Source organism: Atopobiaceae bacterium, assembly GCA_022483015.1.
Lineage (GTDB): Bacteria > Actinomycetota > Coriobacteriia > Coriobacteriales > Atopobiaceae > JALCUE01.
Window position 1 is genome coordinate 1,779,282 of sequence record JAKVOB010000001.1, and the last position, 19,763, is coordinate 1,799,044.

Genomic DNA, 19,763 nt, shown 5'->3' on the forward strand with positions numbered 1-19,763 from the left:
GTGGGTCGACGTGGGCGTGCCAGCTCCCCTACTCATGATCCGAGTAGAAGGCAGCGAGCCGCTTCGAGAGGGCCATGTTCTCCGCGTAGTCGACCTCGACCACCACGACACTCGGCACCTCCTGGGAGAAGGCTGCCTCGAGCGTAGGCACAAGTTCGGCTGCCGCGCTCACGCGGTATCCCTTGCAGTGCATGGACTCCGCATAGGCCTTGAAGTCGGGGTTGGTGAACGCCACGCCGAAGGTGTCACCGAACTGCTCCTCTTCCTTCCACTTGATGAGCCCGTAGTGCTTGTCCTCCCAGATGAGGGTCACGAAGGGAACGTGCTCACGCACGGCGCACTCCAGCTCTTGCGAGTTCATCATGAACCCGCCATCCCCCGTGACGGCGAGCACCCGTCGCTCGGGATGTACGAGCTTGGCGGCGAAGGCCCCAGGCACGGCAAAGCCCATGGAGGCGAACCCGTTAGAGACGAGACAGGTCTTGGGCTCATAGCAGGGGTAGTCACGACCGACCCAGATCTTGTTGGCCCCGACGTCCGAGACGAGGATGTCATCCCTGCCCATGACGGAGCGAACGTCCTTGAGGATCCGCGCCGGTTTCATGGGGAAGGCATCGGAGTCCGCCAGATGGGTGAAGTCGTCGCGGACCCGCCGTGCGACCTCGAGAGCCGCCGTGGGCTCGTCGACGCGACGGGCAGCACGGAGGATCTGGTAGATGCTGTCCGAGATGTCACCGGTGACCTCGACATCAGGCTCGTAGTACTGATTGACGTCGGCCTGGACGTCGGCGATGTCGATGATGGTGAGGGGTGTCGTTCCCCACTTCTTAGGCGAGCACTCCACGATGTCGTAGCCGACGCCTATGACCAGGTCCGCATCATCGAAGGCCTGGATCACGTAGTCTCGCTGTGGGATGCCCACCGTGCCCATGCTGTAGGGGGACTCGCACGAGATGATGCCCTTGGCCATCATCGTGTTCACCACGGGGATGTGCAGGCGCTCGGCCATGGACGTGATGGCATCCGAGGCGTTCGCACGGACTGCACCCGCGCCCGCGAGGATGACAGGATAGCGCGCTTCCGAGATGAGCCTGGCCGCCGCAGCCACGCTTGCCGGGTCGGCGTAGACCGTCTGCGAGGGCTGCTTCAGCAGGGGCGTGGCGTCACACGGCATGTGCGCGATGTTGGTCGGAAGGTCGATGTGCGTCGAGCCGGGTCGGCCTCCCTCGGCATGCTTGAAGGCGATGCGCACGATCTCTGCCACGGTATCGGGGCGCATCACGATCTTCGAACGCTTGGTGATGGGGGCGAACATCGCCGTAAGGTCAAGGTACTGATGGCTCGTGAGCTGCATGCGCTCCGTCGAGACTTGCCCCGTGATGGCAACGAGCGGCACCCCGTCGAGGAACGCGTCGGCCACACCCGTCACGAGGTTCGTGGCTCCGGGCCCGAGGGTCGAGAGGCACACACCGGCATGTCCCGTGAGTCGACCGTAGACATCGGCCATGAAGGCCGCGCCCTGCTCGTGACGGGTCGCGATGAATCGGATGCCCGCGTCGCGGAGCGCGAACATGAGGTCGAGGTTCTCCTCCCCGGGGATGCCGAAGACCACATCCACCCCCTCCGCCTTCAGCGAGGCGACCATGACCTCGGCCGTCGACCGCCTCCGCACCATGATGTCAGAGCCTGTCGTCGTGACGTCTCCCATATGAGCGATGCCCTCCCTCTCCGCGTGTGCCACCTGAACGGTTATATGACAGGGACGGCAGGAGCACGCCGACAGGAAGCCTCCCTCCACACGAAGCGCCGCAAACCTGCACCAGCTCGTTTCGTACACGTGACGGGCTCCGAACCTCTCCGTTTACAGTCGGTTTGGTAACTCTCCTGAAAAGATTCCAACCATACAGTGTGCTCGTCCACAGAAGGTGCTGGCCATGCCAGGGCCACAGACGAGCAGAGGGGACACGATGGCGAACATGATCGAGATCGAAGGCCTCAACAAGTACTTCGGGGACGTCCACGTCCTGAAGGACATCAACCTCTCGGTCGCGCCCGGAGAGAAGCTCGTCATCATCGGGCCCTCGGGCTCGGGCAAGTCGACCCTCATCCGCTGCGTCGACTTCCTCGAGGAGCCCACGACAGGCACGGTCACAATCGATGGCAAGCTGGTGACCCACAAGAACCACCTCGAGATGGCACGCACCTACTCGTCCATGGTCTTCCAGCAGTTCAACCTCTACCCCAACATGACCGTCCTCGGCAACCTCACCCTGGCGCCCATCAAACTCCAGAGGAAGAGCAGGCAGGAAGCGACCGAGGTGGCGATGGCGAACCTCAGGCGCGTCGGCCTCGAGCAGAAGGCCGACGAGTACCCACAGAAGCTCTCCGGCGGCCAGCAGCAGCGCGTGGCCATAGCACGAGCCCTCTGCACCAAGCAGCCCATCATCTTGTTCGACGAGCCCACGAGCGCGCTGGACCCCGAGATGGTCCAGGAGGTCCTCGACGTCATGATCGAGCTCGCCCAGGAGAACATCACGATGATGTGCGTCACGCACGAGATGGGCTTCGCCCGTCAGGTGGCAGACCGCGTGATCTTCATGGACGACGGGCAGGTCCTTGAGCAGGGAACGCCGGAGCACTTCTTCGAGAACCCCGAGAACCCACGCTGCCAGGACTTCCTGAGCAAGATCCTCCACTAGGCACAGACACGGCATCACCTGGCCAAGAAGCGGCCAGTCCCATTCTGGGTAACCCGACGAAAGGATGCACTATGCATAGCTCACAGGACCTCTCGCGTCGCCAGTTCCTAGGGCTTGCCGGCATGGCCTCGGCCATGTTCGGGCTTGGGCTCGTAGGCTGCAGTTCGAGCGGAGACTCTACCACAGCAGCGGCGACCACCTCCACCGACTCGGTCCTGGACACCATCAAAAGTCGCGGCGTCTTGAACGTGGGCGTCAAGAAGGATGTGCCCGGCTATGGCTACCTCGACCCCGCCACCAACACCTACAAGGGCCTCGAGATTGACCTCTCCTACGAGGTTGCGGCCAAGGTCTTCGGCGGTACGGCCGACGAGGCCAAGGAGAAGGGCCTCTGCGCCTTCACCGACGTCACTCCCAAGACCCGTGGACCTCTCATCGACAATGGGCAGCTCGACATGATCGCCGCCACCTACACCATCACCGACGAGCGCAAGCAGTCCTGGGACTTCTCTGACCCCTACCGGGAGGACTCCATCGGCCTCCTCATCAAGAAGGGGTCCATGAGTCAGCTCTCCGACCTTGACGGCAAGATCATCGGCGTCTCGCAGGGATCGACCACCAAGGACGCCGTGACCAAGATGCTCACCGAACAGAGCATCTCTGCCACGCCGACCTTCCAGGAGTTCGCCGACTACACCTCCATCAAGTCAGCTCTCGACGCCGGAAACATCGACGTGTTCTCGGTCGACCGCTCCATCCTTGGCGGCTATATCGACGACACCACAGAGCTCCTCTGTCCCGACATCAAGTTCGGCACGCAGCAGTACGGCATCGCAACCAAGAAGGACTGCGACTTCTCCTCGACCGTGAACGAGGTCGTGGATGACCTCAAGAGCTCCGGCAAGCTCGACGAGATGATCTCGTCCTGGAACCTCCTGTAACCCGCTCGGCGCCCACGAGGTCAGGACACCTGGCCTCGTGGGGAGTCCATGCCCATCATGCCCGACAAGAAAGGATGCGCCATGCTCGACGGACTGCTTGACCCCCTGCGCTGGTCGGTGACCTTGGACAACCTCGATGATTTCTGGGCTGGCTTCGCCTTCACCGTGCAGGTCGTCCTCGCGGGGCTCGCGCTCTCGCTCCTGCTGGGGATGATGCTTGGCGTCTTCTCGACCACGCGCTCGCGCATCCTGCGGGGCATCAGCCGCGTGTACGTGGAGTTCTACCAGAACACACCACTTGTGGTGCAGGTGTTCTTCATGTACACCGTGGGACCGCAGGTGCTCCAGGCCCTGACCGCCTCGGCATCGCCCGTCCGCATCGCCCCCTTCGTCCTGGGATACCTCGGCGTCGGCCTCTATCACGCGGCCTACGTGTCCGAGGTCATCCGCACGGGCATCGAGTCGGTCCCCAAGGGGCAGCCGGAGGCCGCCGAGTCACAGGGGTTCTCACGCATACAGGCCTATGCCTATGTGATACTTCCCCAGACCATGAAGGTCATCCTACCTCCGCTCTGCAACCAGGCGCTGAACCTCGTCAAGAACACCTCCGTGCTGGCACTCATCGCTGGCGGCGATCTGATGTACCGGGCCGACAACTTCGTCTCGACCTACGGATACCTCCAGGGTTACATCGTCTGCTGTGGCATGTACTTCCTCATCTGCTTCCCGCTGGCGCTTCTCGTACAGTATCTCGAGAAGAAATCGAAGCGGCTCCCTCAGGCAAAGGCGGCACCCGTTGCCACGACCGCCGAGGAGGCCTGATCAAGATGAATCTCTTCACCAGCGCGAACGTCATGTTCATCCTGACCGGCTTCGGGAGGACCATCGTCATCTCGTTCTTCGCCGTCATCCTCTCCATCGTCTTCGGGTGCGTTCTGGCCTTGGCCAAGACCTACTGCACGGGTAGGCTCCGTTGGGTCTCGTGGTTGGTCTCGGCCTATATCGAGCTCTTCCGTTGCACGCCGAACCTCCTGTGGATACTCTTCATCTACTTCACGGTGAAGGGCAATGACATCGTGATTTCGGTGCTCGCCTTCACGATCTTCACCTCCGCCGTCATGGCCGAGATCATCCGAGGAGGCTTCAACTCCATCCCCACAAGCCAGTTCGAAGGTGCGCGCTCGCAGGGCTTCGGCTTCGCGAGCTCAATGCGCCTCATCATCCTGCCGCAGGCCTTCAGTGCCGTCGTCCCAGCCCTCTTCAGCCAGTGCACCACCGTGGTGAAGGACAGCTCCTTCCTCGCCGGCATCAACGTGGCCGAATGCATGTACAGCGCAAAGGTCGTCATGGCACAGTCGACCACCTTGGCACAGACCCTCTCCCTCTATGGGCTCGTGCTGGCACTGTACTTCGCTCTGAACTTCGGCATCTCGCTTGCCGTGCGAGCCTACCAGAAGCACCGCGTCGCGGCCTGACACGAACGAGAGCTCAGGAGGAGGACCCCCATATGCCCGACACCGCCACACACCACCTCAACCTCACCGACCCCGCCCTCGTGGGAGACCAGCCCGTCATCATCACCATCACCCGCGACTTCGGGGCCGAGGGCCACGAGATCGGCAAGCTCCTCTCGCTCGAGCTGGGTATCCCTCTGTATGACAACGAGCTGGTAGTACGCGCCGCTCGACGCGTCGGAATGACGGAAGGCCAGGTGGCAGCCTACGACGAGCAGTCCTCGGGGGAGATGGCGGCATTCCTTCCCGACCGCTATGACCCTCACACCACCTCTGACGAGCTCTTTGGCGCCATGAGGCAGATAATCCTTGATCTCGGTTCCACGCAGGCCTGCATCATCGAGGGTCGTCTCTCAGACTACATCCTGCGCGACAACCCCAACCTGCTGAACGTCCTCGTGACGGCGCCCTTCGACGAGCGCGTACGCATCGTGCGTGCCAAGCGGCATCTCTCGAAGAAGAAGGGCGCAAAGCTCGTTCGCCATATGCAGAGGTCGCGCGAGGAGTTCTACAAACGCTACTCTGCAGGGGCCTGGCACTATCACGATGGCAAACACCTCGTGGTGGACCGCTCGGCCTTCGGGCGCGAAGGCTGCGTCGCCATCATAGCCTGCGCCTTCCGGCAGAAAGTGGCATGTGCCAAGAGGCCTGGTACCACCTCCTAGGCCATGGCACGCCCCCCACACGCCGTCCCCCGACGGTCCCGTTGTGCCCGGCATCGTATAATCGAGCGCGATGTGCAGCTTCCGGCCCTAAGGAGACCCCGTGGAAGACTACAAGCAGGAGTTCATCGAGTTCATGGTCCAGAGCCACGTGCTCAAGTTCGGCGAGTTCACGCTCAAGAGCGGGCGCAGGTCCCCCTTCTTCATGAACGCCGGAGCCTACGTGACCGGAGACGAGCTCCACCGGCTTGGCCTCGCCTACGCCCGTGCAATCCACGACACCTTCGGGCTCGACTTCGACGTCGTCTTCGGCCCCGCCTACAAGGGCATCCCCCTCTCGGTCGTGACCTGCATGGGCTTGAACGAGCTCTACGGCAAGGAGGCGCGCTACTGCTCCAACCGCAAGGAGGCCAAGGACCACGGCGACAAGGGCATCCTGCTGGGAAGCCCGCTTGCCGACGGCGACCGCGTGGTCATGGTGGAGGACGTCACCACGAGCGGCAAGTCGATCGAGGAGACCTACCCCATCATCCAGGCCCAAGGCGACGTCACGGTCTGCGGCCTCATGGTCTCGCTCAACCGCCAGGAGCGCGGCCTCCACGGCGATGCCTGCGCCCTCGACGAGATCAACGAGCGCTACGGCTTCCCCACCGCGGCCATCGTGACCATGGACGAGGTACGTGCACGTCTCACCAACAGGGAGTGCGCCGGCGAGGTCGTCATCGACGACGCCCTGGACGCAGCCCTCGACGCCTACTACGAGCAGTACGGGGCCCGGTAACCACGGCACACGCGCGGCGTGTCGGCGCGCTAGGGCGCAGGCATTCGACAAGCCATTTCCAAGATGCCCCACCCGCGTATCGACGTGGGCAGGGGCATCTTCCTAGTGCGACCTCGTAGTACGGCGGAGGAGCCCCCAAGCGACGATGCATGACAGCCCGGCCATGACGACCAGGGCAATCGTCGTCATCGGAGTCGTGGCATCTGACGTCGCCACGACGGCATCACGAGAGGCGCTTCCGCTGGATCCGCCGACGACCTCCGTGGCCGGGACGGATGCCTCGGACGACTCAGGAGCCCCTACCGTCGTGGACGACGTCGGTAGCGTCGGCGTCACAGACGTCTCGGGTGACCCTGCCGTCATGGGAGACTCAGAGGTCGTGGGCGTGGTGGGCGTGGTGGGCGTGGTGGGCGTGGTGGGCGTGGTGGGCGTGGTGGGCGTCGTAGGCGTCGTAGGCGTCATAGGCGTGGTCGGCGTGGTCGGCGTGGTCGGCGTGGTCGGCGTGGTAGGCGTGGTGGGCGTGGTCGGCGTCGTAGGCGTGGTGGGCGTGGTGGGCGTGGTCGGCGTCGTAGGCGTGGTGGGCGTCGTAGGTGTCGTGGGTGTGGTGGGAGACTGCGCGTACACATCAGTGACGACGGCCGGCGTGATGGTGGCCAGGAGCGAGCCGTCCTGGGAGGTCACCTTGATGGTGACCGTCTTCTCGACGCTGTCGCACGTCCATGGCCCGGCAGACTCGGTCGTCTGGTGCACGATGTAGTAGAAGGTGCCCGTATGGGTGAAGGTGAGCGACCCGAAGCCGATGACCCCTGTGCCCGACGCGGAGGACGTGAACCGTGCCGAGTCCCCTGTGGTCAAGGGTGCGTCATCGACCGGCTCGATCGTGAAGTCGAAGGTCTTGGGCTCGAATCCCGAACCACTCACCTGCTGCCTCAGCAGTGCGGCATCCTCGGTTCCCGTGTCGAGCGTGAGGGGCGCGAGCTCCTTGGCCTTCACCGTGACGACCTCGAACACATCGAGCAGGTCCGGGTCGGTGGCCGTGACGTGGTCCGGAAGTACGAGCCGCCCCTGGAGCAGGATGATCTGCCCATCGGTACTCGTGGGGTCATATTCCGAGGAGTCGAGGTCCCAGACGACGTCTGCCTTGGTGGGTCCCGAGGGATCACAGGTAATATCCACCGTCGTCGGCAGGGAGAGACTCCCGAGGTCGACGCCGTTCTCCTGGTCGGTGATGTCATCGGGATCCGTGACATTCGTGAGGTCGTAGGACATGGCTTCGACCTCGAAGGCACAGGTCACATCCAACGGGACGTCGTGTGCGTTTCCCACGCCATCAGGCAGCGTGATGACCCCATGTGCGGTTCCCGTCTGCTCGTCTGCAGCAGACGGGTCATAGCCCTCCACGCTCTCCCATGTGACCTCTGCGACGGTCGTGCCCGCGGTCGTCTCGATGGCCACGAGCGAGGGCAGCTGCGCCATGACATCATCCGCACTCGTGCCACTGGCGATGCCACTCACCGCATCGGGATTCGTGACGCTCACGAGGTCGGGGTCAGCCGTCCTTGGGAAGACATAGGTGAGCTTGAGGTTCCCATCTGTATCTTGGGTGACCGAACCCGAGGAGAGGGTCGTCCCGTTCAGCGTCAGCTTTGCATCGTTGGCAAGCACGAACTTGGAGCCATACTGCTCAAGCCCGGTCTCGCTCAGTCCGACCGTCGCGGTATAGGTCGAGTCATAGTCGGTCGACTGGTCTGCCGGCGACCAGGAAAGCGACAGACTCCTCGGGTCGATCTGATGGTCGCCCGACACCTTGGCCGTGCAGCTCGTGACTGCCGTGGCCAGGCCCTGGCCAGGCACGGGTGCGTCGACGGTCAGGTCGATCTCGCTCACGACCGGGATGAAGTCAGCCGTGAGCTCGACGTCCGTGTCTGGCATCGTGAGCTCGATCGTGGAATCGGAGGCGTTCCCATCGGTGACGTATGTTCCGTCCGCCTTCCACTTGACGAAGGATTCGTCAACGAACGAGGGGGCGGTGAGACTCACCGCAGCGCCAGCGGCATAGGTGAACGTATGCGTCTCGGTAGCATCCGGCGTGAGCATGTCCTGGCACGTGACCGTGATGACATGGGTGGTCGGAGGCGTCACGGGGTCGGTGACGTCGAAGGTCTTCGTGATGGTCAGGCTTCCATCCGAATTGGGGACGACCGTGGCGGCGCCCTTGGTATCCTTGTTGATGGTGACTCTCACGCCCGCCGGGTCGAAGACGAGGAAGGGTGGCAGATCCTTCGAGAAGTGCTCGGATGGGTCGGGGAAGAACGTCAAGCTTGCCGTATAGGGGGTGCTTGTGCCGTCACTGGCCCCCTTCGTCCACGTGACCGGCACGGCGTCCCCATCCGTATACTGGAAGAGGCCCTCTTCCATCGGGGCCACGGACCAGTTGGCGCTCATGTAACCGTCCGAGCCGGACAGGGCCCACTCCGCCGTCGAAGGCAGCTCCACCTTGTCGTCGACGACCTTGGGGGCCTCGATCGCCACCTCCGCCAAGGCGACGTCCCTCACGTACTGAGCTTTGAGAGTGACGTCGTAGTCAGGCATGCTGAAGGTCGCAAAGGCCTGGGATGCCTGGGCACCAAGAAGCTCCTCGGTCACGTCGACCCAGGAGCCATCGACCCACCGCTGCGCCTTCCAGCCAACGCAGAGCGCACCAACGAGCGTCTTGGGATCGAGCGTCACCGTCTCAGCCTCACGTACCCGCGTATCGATGATCTGCGTATACCTGAAGTCGAGCTCCCTGGCGACCACGCACGTCAGCGTCCTCTTGCCAAGCGTATAGGTGAACGACGCCGTCGGGCTCCTCTTGCCATAGGCCATGGCATAGGTCTCGACCGTATAGGTCGTGTCCCGTGAGCCATACATCGGAAGAGGGATCGGGTCGCGATAGAGCTTCCACTCGCTCGTGACGTCATGGCCCGCGGCCTGCATGCGGACCCGGTAGTAGATGGAGCCACCGACGTTGGTAGAACCCAGCGCCAGCGGATCGTCGCCCGTGATGGGACCCTCAGCCAGGCTGGCGGTGGGGGCGGTGACCGTGACGCCCGACGTGTCGACCGTGACCGCCGTAGTGTCATCGGCATAGAAGTCGTCGTAGCTCCTCAGCCACGAGAGGTTCACCTCATAGTTGTGACCCTGCGTGATGGTGGTCGAGTTATAGAGCAGCGAGCCCAGGTATACCTGGCCGCGACCCGTGCCGAGGGCGTCTCCGCACTCGTAGTCCTCTGAGACGAACGTGAGGAGCCAGTCGGCGATGACCGGCCAGTCCCTCTTGAGGCACGTCAGCTCGTAGTCCGTGAGGTAGTCGGAAACCGAGGGGATGTACGACCCGTTCTTCCTGCTGCTCTCGTCCGTCGGCTGTATGAAGATGGCCCAGAGGTCGTTGATCCACTTCTCCTTCTCGCCCACCGATAACTTCTGCCATTTCCCGACGACGTCGAAGTAGAGCTTCGTCTCTTCGACGTTGACCATGGCACAGCTCATGGCGGTCCCGATGCCAGAGACCTGCGAGGGGGACAGCGAGAAGTACAGCGCCGCCAGGTGGCTGACCGCGGTCTGCAGGGTCTCGTCGCTCCCACACAGGGTGCACTTCCTGGTCGCATAGGTGTTCCGATACGACGTCGCATCCCCGCCGAAGCTCCAGGCCTGCAGCCTCTCCATGAGGCTTTCCTCATAGTCCTCGGTCAGGCCGGTCTTGCCGCTGATCGCGGTGACCATGTCCCAGACGTGGAAGGTAGACCCGAGGTAGTTGATCGTCGCATAGTTGAAGTAGTCATCGAACTGGAAGCCGTGGTCGACGGCCGTGAGCTGTGCGAGCATCTTTGGGCGTTGCGTCAGGTACGCGGACCCACCGACATAGCTGACCTTCGCCGCCGTGTTGTCAAAGGTGTTGCCTGCGTATGTGCCGGTGGCTGACCCCGCCGCATCACCTGGGACGTAGTGGTCCACGCCATAGCGCTTGAAGCCCATCTGGCTCATGGCCACCAGCGGTACGATGTCGCTCTTGTTGATGAGGTTATGAATGCAGCTGTAATCGTAGCCGGGGACCTCGGCAGAGGAGACGCCGCCCTGTGGGTCCTCGAAGCAGTAGCCATAGACCTGGTTGCCCGTATAGACCTCATCCGCATCGTCATAGATGTGGATGCCATCGACCAGACGCTTCGAGGTGAGGTTGGCCGTCGCGCCCGCCCTGGAATAGCCGACCACCCAGAACTTCACCTTCCCGCTCCTGGCTCGCTCGAGAAGCGCCGGGTCACCCTTGATATAGGCCTCCACCTGGTCTGTGACCTGGTCTGCCGCACTCGCGAAGCCCGCCTCCTCGCCCGACGTCCCGACGGTCACGTTGCTGGCCCACTCGCTCTCGTAGTTGGCACCACGGATGGCGATGGGCACCAAGGTGTAGTCTCCGCCATTGACCGAGATCTGCTTCTGGGAGATGGCCACGCCGATGGTGTCGGTCGTAGGCTTGGTGGTGTAGGTGTCACTGATGTAGGTCTTGGCATCATCGCACCCGATATCGGCGAGCAGCTGCCTCACATGGGTGAACCTGTTGGAATAGTCACCCGTGTCGTTTCCGGCGTTCGTGCCGAACGCACTCATGGCGAGGTCCATGGACATGGTGGCAAGATGGACGTCATAGGTCTTGGCATCAGCGGCAAAGAGGCCATCGGAGTAATAGAACACCGAGCTCAGATCAGTGACGCTGTCGGAGTTTGACGGGAACGAGAACGTACCCTTGACAAGGGGTGATCCGTTGTAGTCCTTGCCCGTCTGGGAGATGGCCGGGCTCACCGTGATGGTGCCAGGCTCACCCGAAGCCGGGCCCTTCTTCCAGAGGAGCTCCCTGCTGCCTCCGGCGGCGGCATCCACCCAGTCGACGTACCAACCATCCACATCCGAGAAGAACGCCCTCGTATAGTGCGTGCCTTCCTTGCTGAGGACGCCCCCGTCCCCGAGGGTGGAATAGATTCCGATGTGTGAGGTGACATCAGGCACGGAGCTGATGTAGGCCCGCTGTGCGTTGGCACCCAGATGGAGGTCGTTGGCATGCTTGTCACCCGCCGCGGTGTTCCCGCTCACCTCCATCTTGCCCGAGATCGAGATGTTGTCCACGGACGAGACATACACACCACCCCCGTAGTCATCGGAGGCATGGTTGCCTGTGATCGTGCAGCCGCTGAGGGTGTTGCCCGTCCCGTTGTCATAGATGCCACCGCCTTGCGAGGCGGAGTTGCCCGTGATGCCACAGGCATCCACCGTCGCACCGCCGCCGGCATCGATGAAGATTCCACCGCCGTAGGCACCCGAGGTGTTCCGAGCGATGGTCGTTCCGGTCACACAGGTCTGCTTATGGTTGACATAGATGCCGCCGCCGTCGGACGTGGAGGAGTTGTCACAGACGGAACCGCCCTTGAGGACGATGCTGGAAGCATCGGAATAGACCCCGCCCCCGCAGCCAGCCGCATGGTTGTGGTCGATCGAGGAGGTATCGTCCATGGAGACCTCTGCACCTGACTTGTTGAGGTAGAGGCCGCCACCATCCAGGTCGGCATAGTTATAGGAGATGTGGCTGGAGACGAGCTTCAACCTCCCGGAGGCCCCATCGACCTCGATACCACCTCCGTACCCGCCCGAGGGCCAGTAGTCATCGCTCATGTTCCCGCAGACGGTGACGCCATTGAGCTCGACGCTCGCAGCCTTCCCCATCTGGATGCCGCCTGCCCCGTTAGAGCGGTAGCCACCCGCTATGAGACCACCGGAGATGGTCACGGGATTCGAGGCGATGCCTGGGTGCCAGACGCCGTTGCCCATGAGGTATCCCGCATGGGGAGACGTCGCATCGCCGCCATTGACCTTGAGCGTGGCACCATCACCCACGGATATGACGCCACCGGACCTCGAACTCGCCGAGGAGCTCATGCCGGCCAGACCTCGGTCGATCATATGCCCATCGAGCTCGATGGTGACCTCGGAACCGCCAGGGACCTCAAGGCAGCCAGCGGTGTCCCAGTCAGCCAGGAGCTCGACCGTGCCACCTGAGGATACGGCAGCCCACGCATCCTTGTAGCTCGAGTAGGTGGTGCCGCCCACACGCGCGACATCGATTGCCTTGGCCTCACATGGGCACGCCAGCACCAAGGCAAGCCCCAGGACGAACATGGCCAGTGCAGGGACATGGGCAAACGGGACTCGTCGCATGGCAAGCTCCAGACCTCTGGGTCCGACGTGGCCACGGAACGATCAACGTCGCGAAGCGGTCGGAACGTCTCCTTCAGGCTCTTTGAATGATACTTTACTCTTCTTGAATGCCAACATTGACGTGTGTTTTCGCCACCAATCGACCCTATCCCCCAAACCACAAGGGAGAGCTGGCATAGGAATATCGCCCTGCTATGAGTAACGCGAGGTCAGACGTTCAAACGTCTTGGGACGTAGGATTCCAAAGAGCATATCAGTACCGACGGCTGCTCACCGTATGCCGCATGGGGCAGGGAAGATGGACGTCACCGCGAGACGTCGGCTCCGTCGTCCTTCTCGCAGAGGAAGGCCAGGAGCGCCTCGCGCTCGTTCTCGACCTTGCCCTCGATGACGGCATCCAGCAGGTCATGCAGGGACTCCCCCACCTTGGGGCCAGGGACGATGTCGAGCGCTGCCATGACGTCGGAACCGTCGATGGCCAGGTCGCCCACGCGATAGCAGGCACCCTCGGCAAGCGTCTCGTCGAGCCTCTGCGCCACGGCCTCGAGCTCGAAGGCATACCCGCGGTACGGCGCCGCCTTCGCCAGGGCGTCCGCGCGCTTGATGATGATGAGCTCGTGTGCCAGCTGCGGGGCTTGTCCGGGCACACGGCGTTCGAGGTCGGCGAGCATCTTGAGGCAGGACGTGCGCGTGGCCCTCATGGGTCGGTCGTGCAGGCGCACGAGCGCCACCGCAGGACGCGTGACCTCGAGGGGAATCGCGAGGTCACGCATGATGGCGTCAGGCCATGCGGGCCCCCTTGGCAGGGTGGCCGAAGAAGTGGCCCTGGCCGTTCGACCCCACCGAGAAGCACCTCGGCTTGCCGATGTCATGGAGCATGGCAGCCCAGCGCAGCCGCTTCGAGGCCGCACCGCAGGTGAGCGCCTCGGTCGCGTCCATCACGTGAGCCGTATGCACGAGGACGTCGTAGCAGTGGTAGGGGCTCCGTTGGTCGAAGCCCGCCAGGGCCCCCAGCGCCGGGATGGCAGCCGCCATGACGTCCGTCTCACGCGTGAGGGCCCATCCCCCACGACCCGAGGAGAGGAGCCCGTCGAGCTCCGCGCCCACCCGCTCACGCGCCACATGCGCGAGCTCGGGAGCGGCAATCTCGAGCGCCGCCTGGGTGGCAGGCTCGACGTCGAACTCGAGGCGGCAGGCGAAGCGCACCGCTCGCAGCACCCTCAGGGCATCCTCGGCCAGCCGCTCGCCCGGGTCGCCCACCGCGCGCACGAGCCGACGCTCGATGTCCTCCCGCCCGCCGAAGGGGTCGAGAAGGCCTCGCTCGGGGTGGAAGGCCATCGCGTTGATCGTGAGGTCACGACGGGCCAGGTCCTCGCGCACGTCGCTCACGAAGGTGACCGAGTCGGGGTGGCGCAGGTCAGAGTAGGACCCCTCCACACGATAGGTCGTGACCTCGACGGGACGACCCCCCACGACGGCAGTCACGGTCCCATGGGCCGTGCCCGTCTCGTGGACCTCGATGCCTGCGCCCTCGAGCACCGACTCCGTGTCCTGCCAATGGGCCGAGGTGCACACGTCCACGTCATGCGATGGCCTGCCCATGAGGGCGTCGCGCACCCAGCCCCCCACGACCCAGGCCTCGAAACCCGCGGACTCCAGGGCACCGAGCACGACCAGGCCGTAGTCGGGCACGACGAGCTCTGTTGCGACCTGCGCCATGGGACCCCTCGCGACGTGACCTATATGATTCATCAACCTCCCGAAGTATACCGCGGGCGTGCTATCGTCTCCTACGGATAAGGACGAGGGGCCGCCCTGCGGCCATGACCCGGGACGGACGTCCCACGAGGAGCATCACATGAACGAGAACCACGCAATCACACCCGACGACCTTGCGGCGGCACGCGCCGACTTCGCCGACGACCGTGCCAACGCCATCGCCAGGAATGCCGTGACGGCCCAGGGGCTGCGCGCCGTGAGCCGCGTGCCCGAGGCCGTGGGTGCCAACGCGCTCGGCTTCGACGTCGAGGTGCATCAGGGCGACCGCTGCGACCAGGAGCGCTCGGGCCGCTGTTGGATGTTCGCGAGCCTGAACACCATGCGCTTCCGCGTCATCGACCGTCTCGGCCTCAAGACCTTCGAGCTCTCGCAGGCCTACCCCCTCTTCTGGGACAAGCTCGAGAAGTCCAACTGGTTCCTCGGCAACGCCATCGACACCGTGGACGAGCCGCTCGACGGACGTCTCGTCTCGTACCTGCTCGAGAGCCCCGTCGGAGATGGCGGCCAGTGGGACATGTTCCGTGCGCTCGTCAAGAAGTACGGCGTGGTGCCCAAGGAGGCCATGCCCGAGTCGGCCTGCTCGAGGAACACCGCCGACCTCGACCGTTACCTCACCCGCTACCTGCGCGGATGCGCGCGCAGGCTCCGCGAGGCACACGAGGCGGACGGGGATGACGCGGACCTGGAAGGCATGCGCCAGGAGATGATGGGTGACGTCTACCACCTGCTCGCGACCTGCCTGGGCGAGCCGCCCGAGTCCTTCTCGGTCCGCATTCGCGACAAGGACGGCAAGCTCGCCCTCACCGGCACCTACACGCCTCAGCGCTTCTTCGACGAGGTCGTCGACATGGACGTCGACGACTATGTGAGCCTCATCTCGGCCCCCACGTCGGACAAGCCCTTCGGCCACACCTACACCGTGGACCGCCTGGGCAACGTCGTCGAGGCTGGCGGCGTACGTTATCTCAACCTCGAGGTCGCGAAGCTCAAGCGCGCGGCCATCGCCCAGCTCCAGAGCGGTCTGCCCGTCTGGTTCGGCTGCGACGTCTCGCAGAGCTACCTCAAGGACGAGGGCATCATGGACACGGCGGCACTCGACGTGGACGGGCTCATGGGCTTCCCCGTGGAGGGCTGCCTCACCCGCGCGGAGCGCCTCGACTACGGCGAGTCAGCGATGACGCACGCCATGGTGCTCGAGGGCGTGGACCTCGACGAGGCAGGCGAGCCGACCCTCTGGAAGGTCGAGAACAGCTGGGGCAAGGACCACGGTCGCAACGGGTTCGACACGCTCTCGGATGCCTGGTTCGACGAGTACGTCTACCAGGTCGTGGTGGACCGCAGGTTCCTCACTGACGACGAGCGCCGCACCTACGATACCGAGGAGCCTCGCGTCCTCGCGCCCTGGGACCCCATGGGCTCGCTCGCCGGGCTCCGTTAGGAGGCGGGCCATGGATACCTCGACCGACCGGCAGGGCGCCCTCGGCACCGCCTGGGCGCACCAGCTCGACGCGTCGTTTGCCGACGAGCGTGCCAACCGAGTCGCCCGCAATGCCGTGACCTCCATGGACGTCGCCGCGGCGGCGCGCGACCCACGTGTCCTGCGCTCGTATCACGACACCTACGGGGTCTCGCTCAAGACCGCCTCGACCGTCACCAACCAGCGCCAGTCGGGCCGGTGCTGGATGTTCGCGACGCTCAACGTGGCCCGCGCAGCCGCCATGAGGAGGCTCGACGTCGAGGACCTCGAGTTCTCGCAGGCCTACGGCATGTTCTATGACAAGCTCGAGAAGGCCAACTCGTTCCTGGCGAACGTGATCGACACGGCGGGCCTTCCCGCCGACGACCGCACGGTGTCGCTCATCATGGACGAGCCTGCCCCCGATGGCGGCCTCTTCCGCTTCGCGGCCAACCTCATCGCCAAGTGGGGCTTGGTCCCCAAGGACGTCATGCCCGAGACCGCCTGCTCCAGGAACTCCCGCGAGATGAACCTCCAGCTGGACCGTCTGCTCAGGCGCGACGCCGCAGACCTGCGCAGCAAGGCCGCAGACGGTGCCAGCACAGACGAGCTCGACGCCGCGCGCCGGTCGATGATGGGCGACGTGCACCGGATGCTCTGCATCTGCCTGGGGGAGCCGCCCGTGACGTTTGACCTCGAATGTGCGGTCGGCCCCCATGCCGACGTGCCCGAGGGGCTCGTCACGGACATACTGCCCGCGCCGGACGCCGACGACAAGGACGCGAAGCCTCGCCACGTGCTTCGCGATGCCGGGATCACGCCCCGACAGTACCGCGAGCGCTACGTGGGCTTCGACCCGGACGACTACGTGGTCCTCGTCTCGGTGCCCGGCCAGGACCGTCCCTTCGGCCACGCCTTCGGCATCCGCTATGAGGACACGGTCGTGGGAGGTGCGCCGCTCCGCATGCTCAACCAACCCATGGACGTCCTCGAGGGAGCGGCCGTGGCCTCGCTCGAGGCAGGAGTTCCCTGTTACATGGCCTGCGATGTTGGCAAGAACCTGGGACGTTCCCTCGAGGACTACCCGGGGACGCTCGCCTTGGACGGCATGGACCTCGAGGGCCTCTTCGGGGTGCCCCTCGACATGGAGAAGGCCACGATGTACGACCTCCACGAGAGCTGCATGACCCACGCCATGACCTTCCAGGGCGTCGAGCTTGCCTCCGACGGGAGGCCCCATGCCTGGCGCGTCGAGAACAGCTGGGGCAAGGACTCCTGCAAGGACGGCTACCTCGTGATGGCCGCCGACTGGTACCGCCTCTATGGCGGAGGTGTCGTCGTGGAGCGCAGGTTCGTCCCCGATGACGTCCTCGAGGCCTGGGACAAGGCACCACTCGAGCTCCAGGACCCCTGGAGCGTGCTGGCGCTCGCCATGGGACTGCGCTCGTAACCCTTACACGAACCAGGACCGCACGGTGAAGTAGAAGTACTGCTGATTCCAATAGAGGTTCTGCGAGAGGCTGGGATCGAACTGGACCAGGAGGTTCAGGGCCACCCCCACCAGGGCCGCAGCGGCCACGGCGGTCCTCAGCGCGACCAAGAGCCCCCCAGGGAGCCCTGGTCGCGCCTCTGCCTCAGCCAGGAGCGCCCATGCCACGAGCACGGAGGCCAGCAGGAGGAGCCAGGCGAAGTCGGACTCGTAGCGCTGGATGATGCCACCCATCTCGGTGTCGAGCGCCACGAAGGCAAGCCCCAGCACCACCATGAGGGCCACGAGGCCATGGCAGCCCGCCGCCTTGAGGCGCCCGCGTATGCCACGACAGGCCACCAGTGCCCAGAGCAGTGGGTTCAACCAGAGAAGACCACCATAGGTCGTCTCCGTCGGGACGTATCCCACATAGTCGGCGAGGTTCGACGCGGGGTGCACGTACGGGAACACCCCATCCATGGAGATGGGTTGGAAGAGGTAGCTGAAGAAGCCGAAGGGAAGCCGTGCCAGGTCCGTACCCCTCGTGGTGAGGTCATTGTTGGTGAGGTTGTAGGTGGAGCCGAAGTCGAGCGGTGACGAGAAGCGCGCCGCGTTGTACCACAGCACCGGAACCGCGAGCACGACGAAGGGCAGGAGCACGCACGCGGTGTTGGCGACCGCAAGCCCGGTCGCGGCGAAGAAGCTCCGGTCATGGGCGATCTCGTCCCAGAAGATGGGAAGTGCCAGCAGGCAGGCCAGGACGAACGTGTAACGGCACCCCAGGTTCGCAGCCATCAGGACCGAACCGGTCACGAGCCACCCCCGGCTGGGCCCGGTCGGGCGCGGGGTCCGCTTGGCCCTGAGCCAAGCCGCGAGGGCGAACATCGTGAGGTCGAGCGAGGCAAGGATGGGGACCGAGTAGGTGGTCGTGGTGAACGCGAGGAAGAGCAGGCCGCTGCCCCCTGCCAACGCAAGGAATCCCGCCACGAGGGCGGCCGCCGACAGTTCCTTGAAGTAGGTGCGCGCCAGGCCCAGGAGCAGGCGCATGAGCGCGACGCAGAACACGAGGGCAAGCGCCAACACGGCATATCGGGTCGGCAGGTCGGATCCGGTCAGGACCTTGAAGGGCACGAAGAGGGCCAAGGCCGGGAGCGGCCCGAAGTATGAGTAGACATGCCCGTCATACCAGGCATAGTCCGGAATCAGGTCCTCGCCCGTCTGGGACGCGAGGTCGGAGCGCGTCTCCTGGTCGAACGGATTGGCCATGGACGAGAGGAACTCTGGTTCGGAGACATCGGCATCGAGGTCGAGCCGGCCGTCCAGGAACGCACGGGCAAGGTAGTCGTATTGGTTGTCGTCGAAGGTCCAGGCCGGGTTACCGGCGCTTCTCGAGTAGAGGTCAAGCGAGAGGGGCAGGGGGCGCGCGAGGGCGCAGACGAGGACCATGGCGCCTCCGACGCACAGGGCCTCGACCACATGGCGAAGACGCCGTTCCTCGAGGACGCGTGCGCTCCAGAGGGACGAGTGGGGTCGCAGGCACCAGCAGAGGGCGGCGATGCCCAGCATGGCCGCGATGCGCGCCCATGAGATGTCGAGCGGGTAGGTCACATTGACCCGCATCTGCCCCATGTCGAGGCAGATTCCCCTGTCCTGGTCATCGGACAGGTCGAACGTGACCTGGGTGGCCCCAGCGTAGGGACTCATGGTCACATACTTCGAATTCTCCACCCCCGGGAAGACCTCTATGGGGGCATCGGTGAGGTCGCCCGACCCGTCATCCACCGAGACGTCCATGATGAGGGGGGCCGTGGAGGTTCCCTCGACATAGTCCATATCGAGATAGACGTTCTGGACGTCAGCCGTGAACCCAGAGAGCGTGATGGTGGCCGTACCGATGTTGGTGACCTCGTAGGAGCCGTCCTCCTGCTGCTGGAGACCGGGACCGTAGGTCACCTGAACGTCATCGACCTCATCGAGCCCGAGCGTGGTCCAGTGACGGAGGTTGAAGACGCCCACCTCGAGCACGAGCACGCAGAGGAGCGCGACGGCGAGGAAGCGGCCGAACCCCTGGGGACCCTTCCCATGTGCCGTACCGTCGTGCAGGAACCTGAGCCCCATGCCGCCCCCTTGCATCACCCTCGTGGTAACGGCGCCCCCGCCGCATCAGATGGAACCCATTGTAGGCGTTGGGGTAGACTCGGGACAAAGCAACCAGGA

General features: G+C 64.3%; 13 protein-coding genes. 8 read left to right on the forward strand and 5 right to left on the reverse strand.

All coding sequences use genetic code 11. From position 1 onward, the window contains the following. Positions 1-28 precede the first annotated feature (28 nt). Positions 29-1,708: an acetolactate synthase large subunit gene (locus LKE50_07620; GenBank protein MCH3968460.1), complete on the reverse strand. Its 1,680-nt coding sequence runs from the start codon at positions 1,706-1,708 to the stop codon at positions 29-31. 268 nt (positions 1,709-1,976) lie between these two features. Here LKE50_07620 and LKE50_07625 point away from each other — a divergent pair, with 268 nt between their 5' ends. From LKE50_07625 to pyrE, 6 genes are all read left to right on the forward strand, one after another. Continuing rightward, positions 1,977-2,699: an amino acid ABC transporter ATP-binding protein gene (locus LKE50_07625; protein MCH3968461.1), complete on the forward strand. Its 723-nt coding sequence runs from the start codon at positions 1,977-1,979 to the stop codon at positions 2,697-2,699. A 71-nt stretch (positions 2,700-2,770) separates the two neighbouring features. Then, complete coding sequence (locus LKE50_07630; protein MCH3968462.1) at positions 2,771-3,640, forward strand: transporter substrate-binding domain-containing protein; 870 nt, start codon at positions 2,771-2,773, stop codon at positions 3,638-3,640. Between the two features lie 81 nt (positions 3,641-3,721). Next, a complete protein-coding gene (locus tag LKE50_07635; protein MCH3968463.1) occupies positions 3,722-4,462 on the forward strand; it encodes an amino acid ABC transporter permease in 741 nt (246 codons plus the stop codon). 5 nt (positions 4,463-4,467) lie between these two features. Continuing rightward, a complete protein-coding gene (locus LKE50_07640; GenBank protein MCH3968464.1) occupies positions 4,468-5,115 on the forward strand; it encodes an amino acid ABC transporter permease in 648 nt (215 codons plus the stop codon). A gap of 32 nt (positions 5,116-5,147) precedes the next feature. Continuing rightward, a complete protein-coding gene (locus LKE50_07645) occupies positions 5,148-5,819 on the forward strand; it encodes a cytidylate kinase-like family protein (GenBank protein MCH3968465.1) in 672 nt (223 codons plus the stop codon). 100 nt (positions 5,820-5,919) lie between these two features. Next, the gene (gene pyrE / locus LKE50_07650; protein ID MCH3968466.1) at positions 5,920-6,597 is read left to right on the forward strand and encodes an orotate phosphoribosyltransferase; all 678 of its coding nucleotides are present in this window, start codon (positions 5,920-5,922) and stop codon (positions 6,595-6,597) included. Positions 6,598-6,699: 102 nt separating this feature from the next. Here the strand turns inward: pyrE and LKE50_07655 are convergent, their stop codons facing one another. The 3 genes from LKE50_07655 to LKE50_07665 all read right to left on the reverse strand — a co-directional run bounded on the left by LKE50_07655 (position 6,700) and on the right by LKE50_07665 (position 14,562). Next, positions 6,700-12,843, reverse strand: a complete 6,144-nt coding sequence (locus LKE50_07655) for a hypothetical protein (GenBank protein MCH3968467.1) — start codon at positions 12,841-12,843, stop codon at positions 6,700-6,702. Between the two features lie 305 nt (positions 12,844-13,148). Continuing rightward, positions 13,149-13,616 carry a hypothetical protein gene (locus LKE50_07660; GenBank protein ID MCH3968468.1) on the reverse strand — a complete coding sequence of 156 codons (468 nt, stop codon included), beginning with the start codon at positions 13,614-13,616 and terminating at the stop codon, positions 13,149-13,151. Between the two features lie 7 nt (positions 13,617-13,623). After that, on the reverse strand, positions 13,624-14,562 hold the full coding sequence (locus tag LKE50_07665) for a CCA tRNA nucleotidyltransferase (GenBank protein ID MCH3968469.1): 939 nt from the start codon (positions 14,560-14,562) through the stop codon (positions 13,624-13,626). A gap of 139 nt (positions 14,563-14,701) precedes the next feature. Here LKE50_07665 and LKE50_07670 point away from each other — a divergent pair, with 139 nt between their 5' ends. After that, complete coding sequence (locus tag LKE50_07670) at positions 14,702-16,060, forward strand: C1 family peptidase (GenBank protein MCH3968470.1); 1,359 nt, start codon at positions 14,702-14,704, stop codon at positions 16,058-16,060. A 10-nt stretch (positions 16,061-16,070) separates the two neighbouring features. Further along, entirely contained in the window at positions 16,071-17,528 is a 1,458-nt protein-coding gene (locus LKE50_07675; GenBank protein MCH3968471.1) for a peptidase C1, read from the forward strand. Between the two features lie 3 nt (positions 17,529-17,531). Here LKE50_07675 and LKE50_07680 read toward each other — a convergent pair whose 3' ends face one another. Continuing rightward, on the reverse strand, positions 17,532-19,664 hold the full coding sequence (locus LKE50_07680; GenBank protein MCH3968472.1) for a hypothetical protein: 2,133 nt from the start codon (positions 19,662-19,664) through the stop codon (positions 17,532-17,534). Positions 19,665-19,763 lie beyond the last annotated feature (99 nt).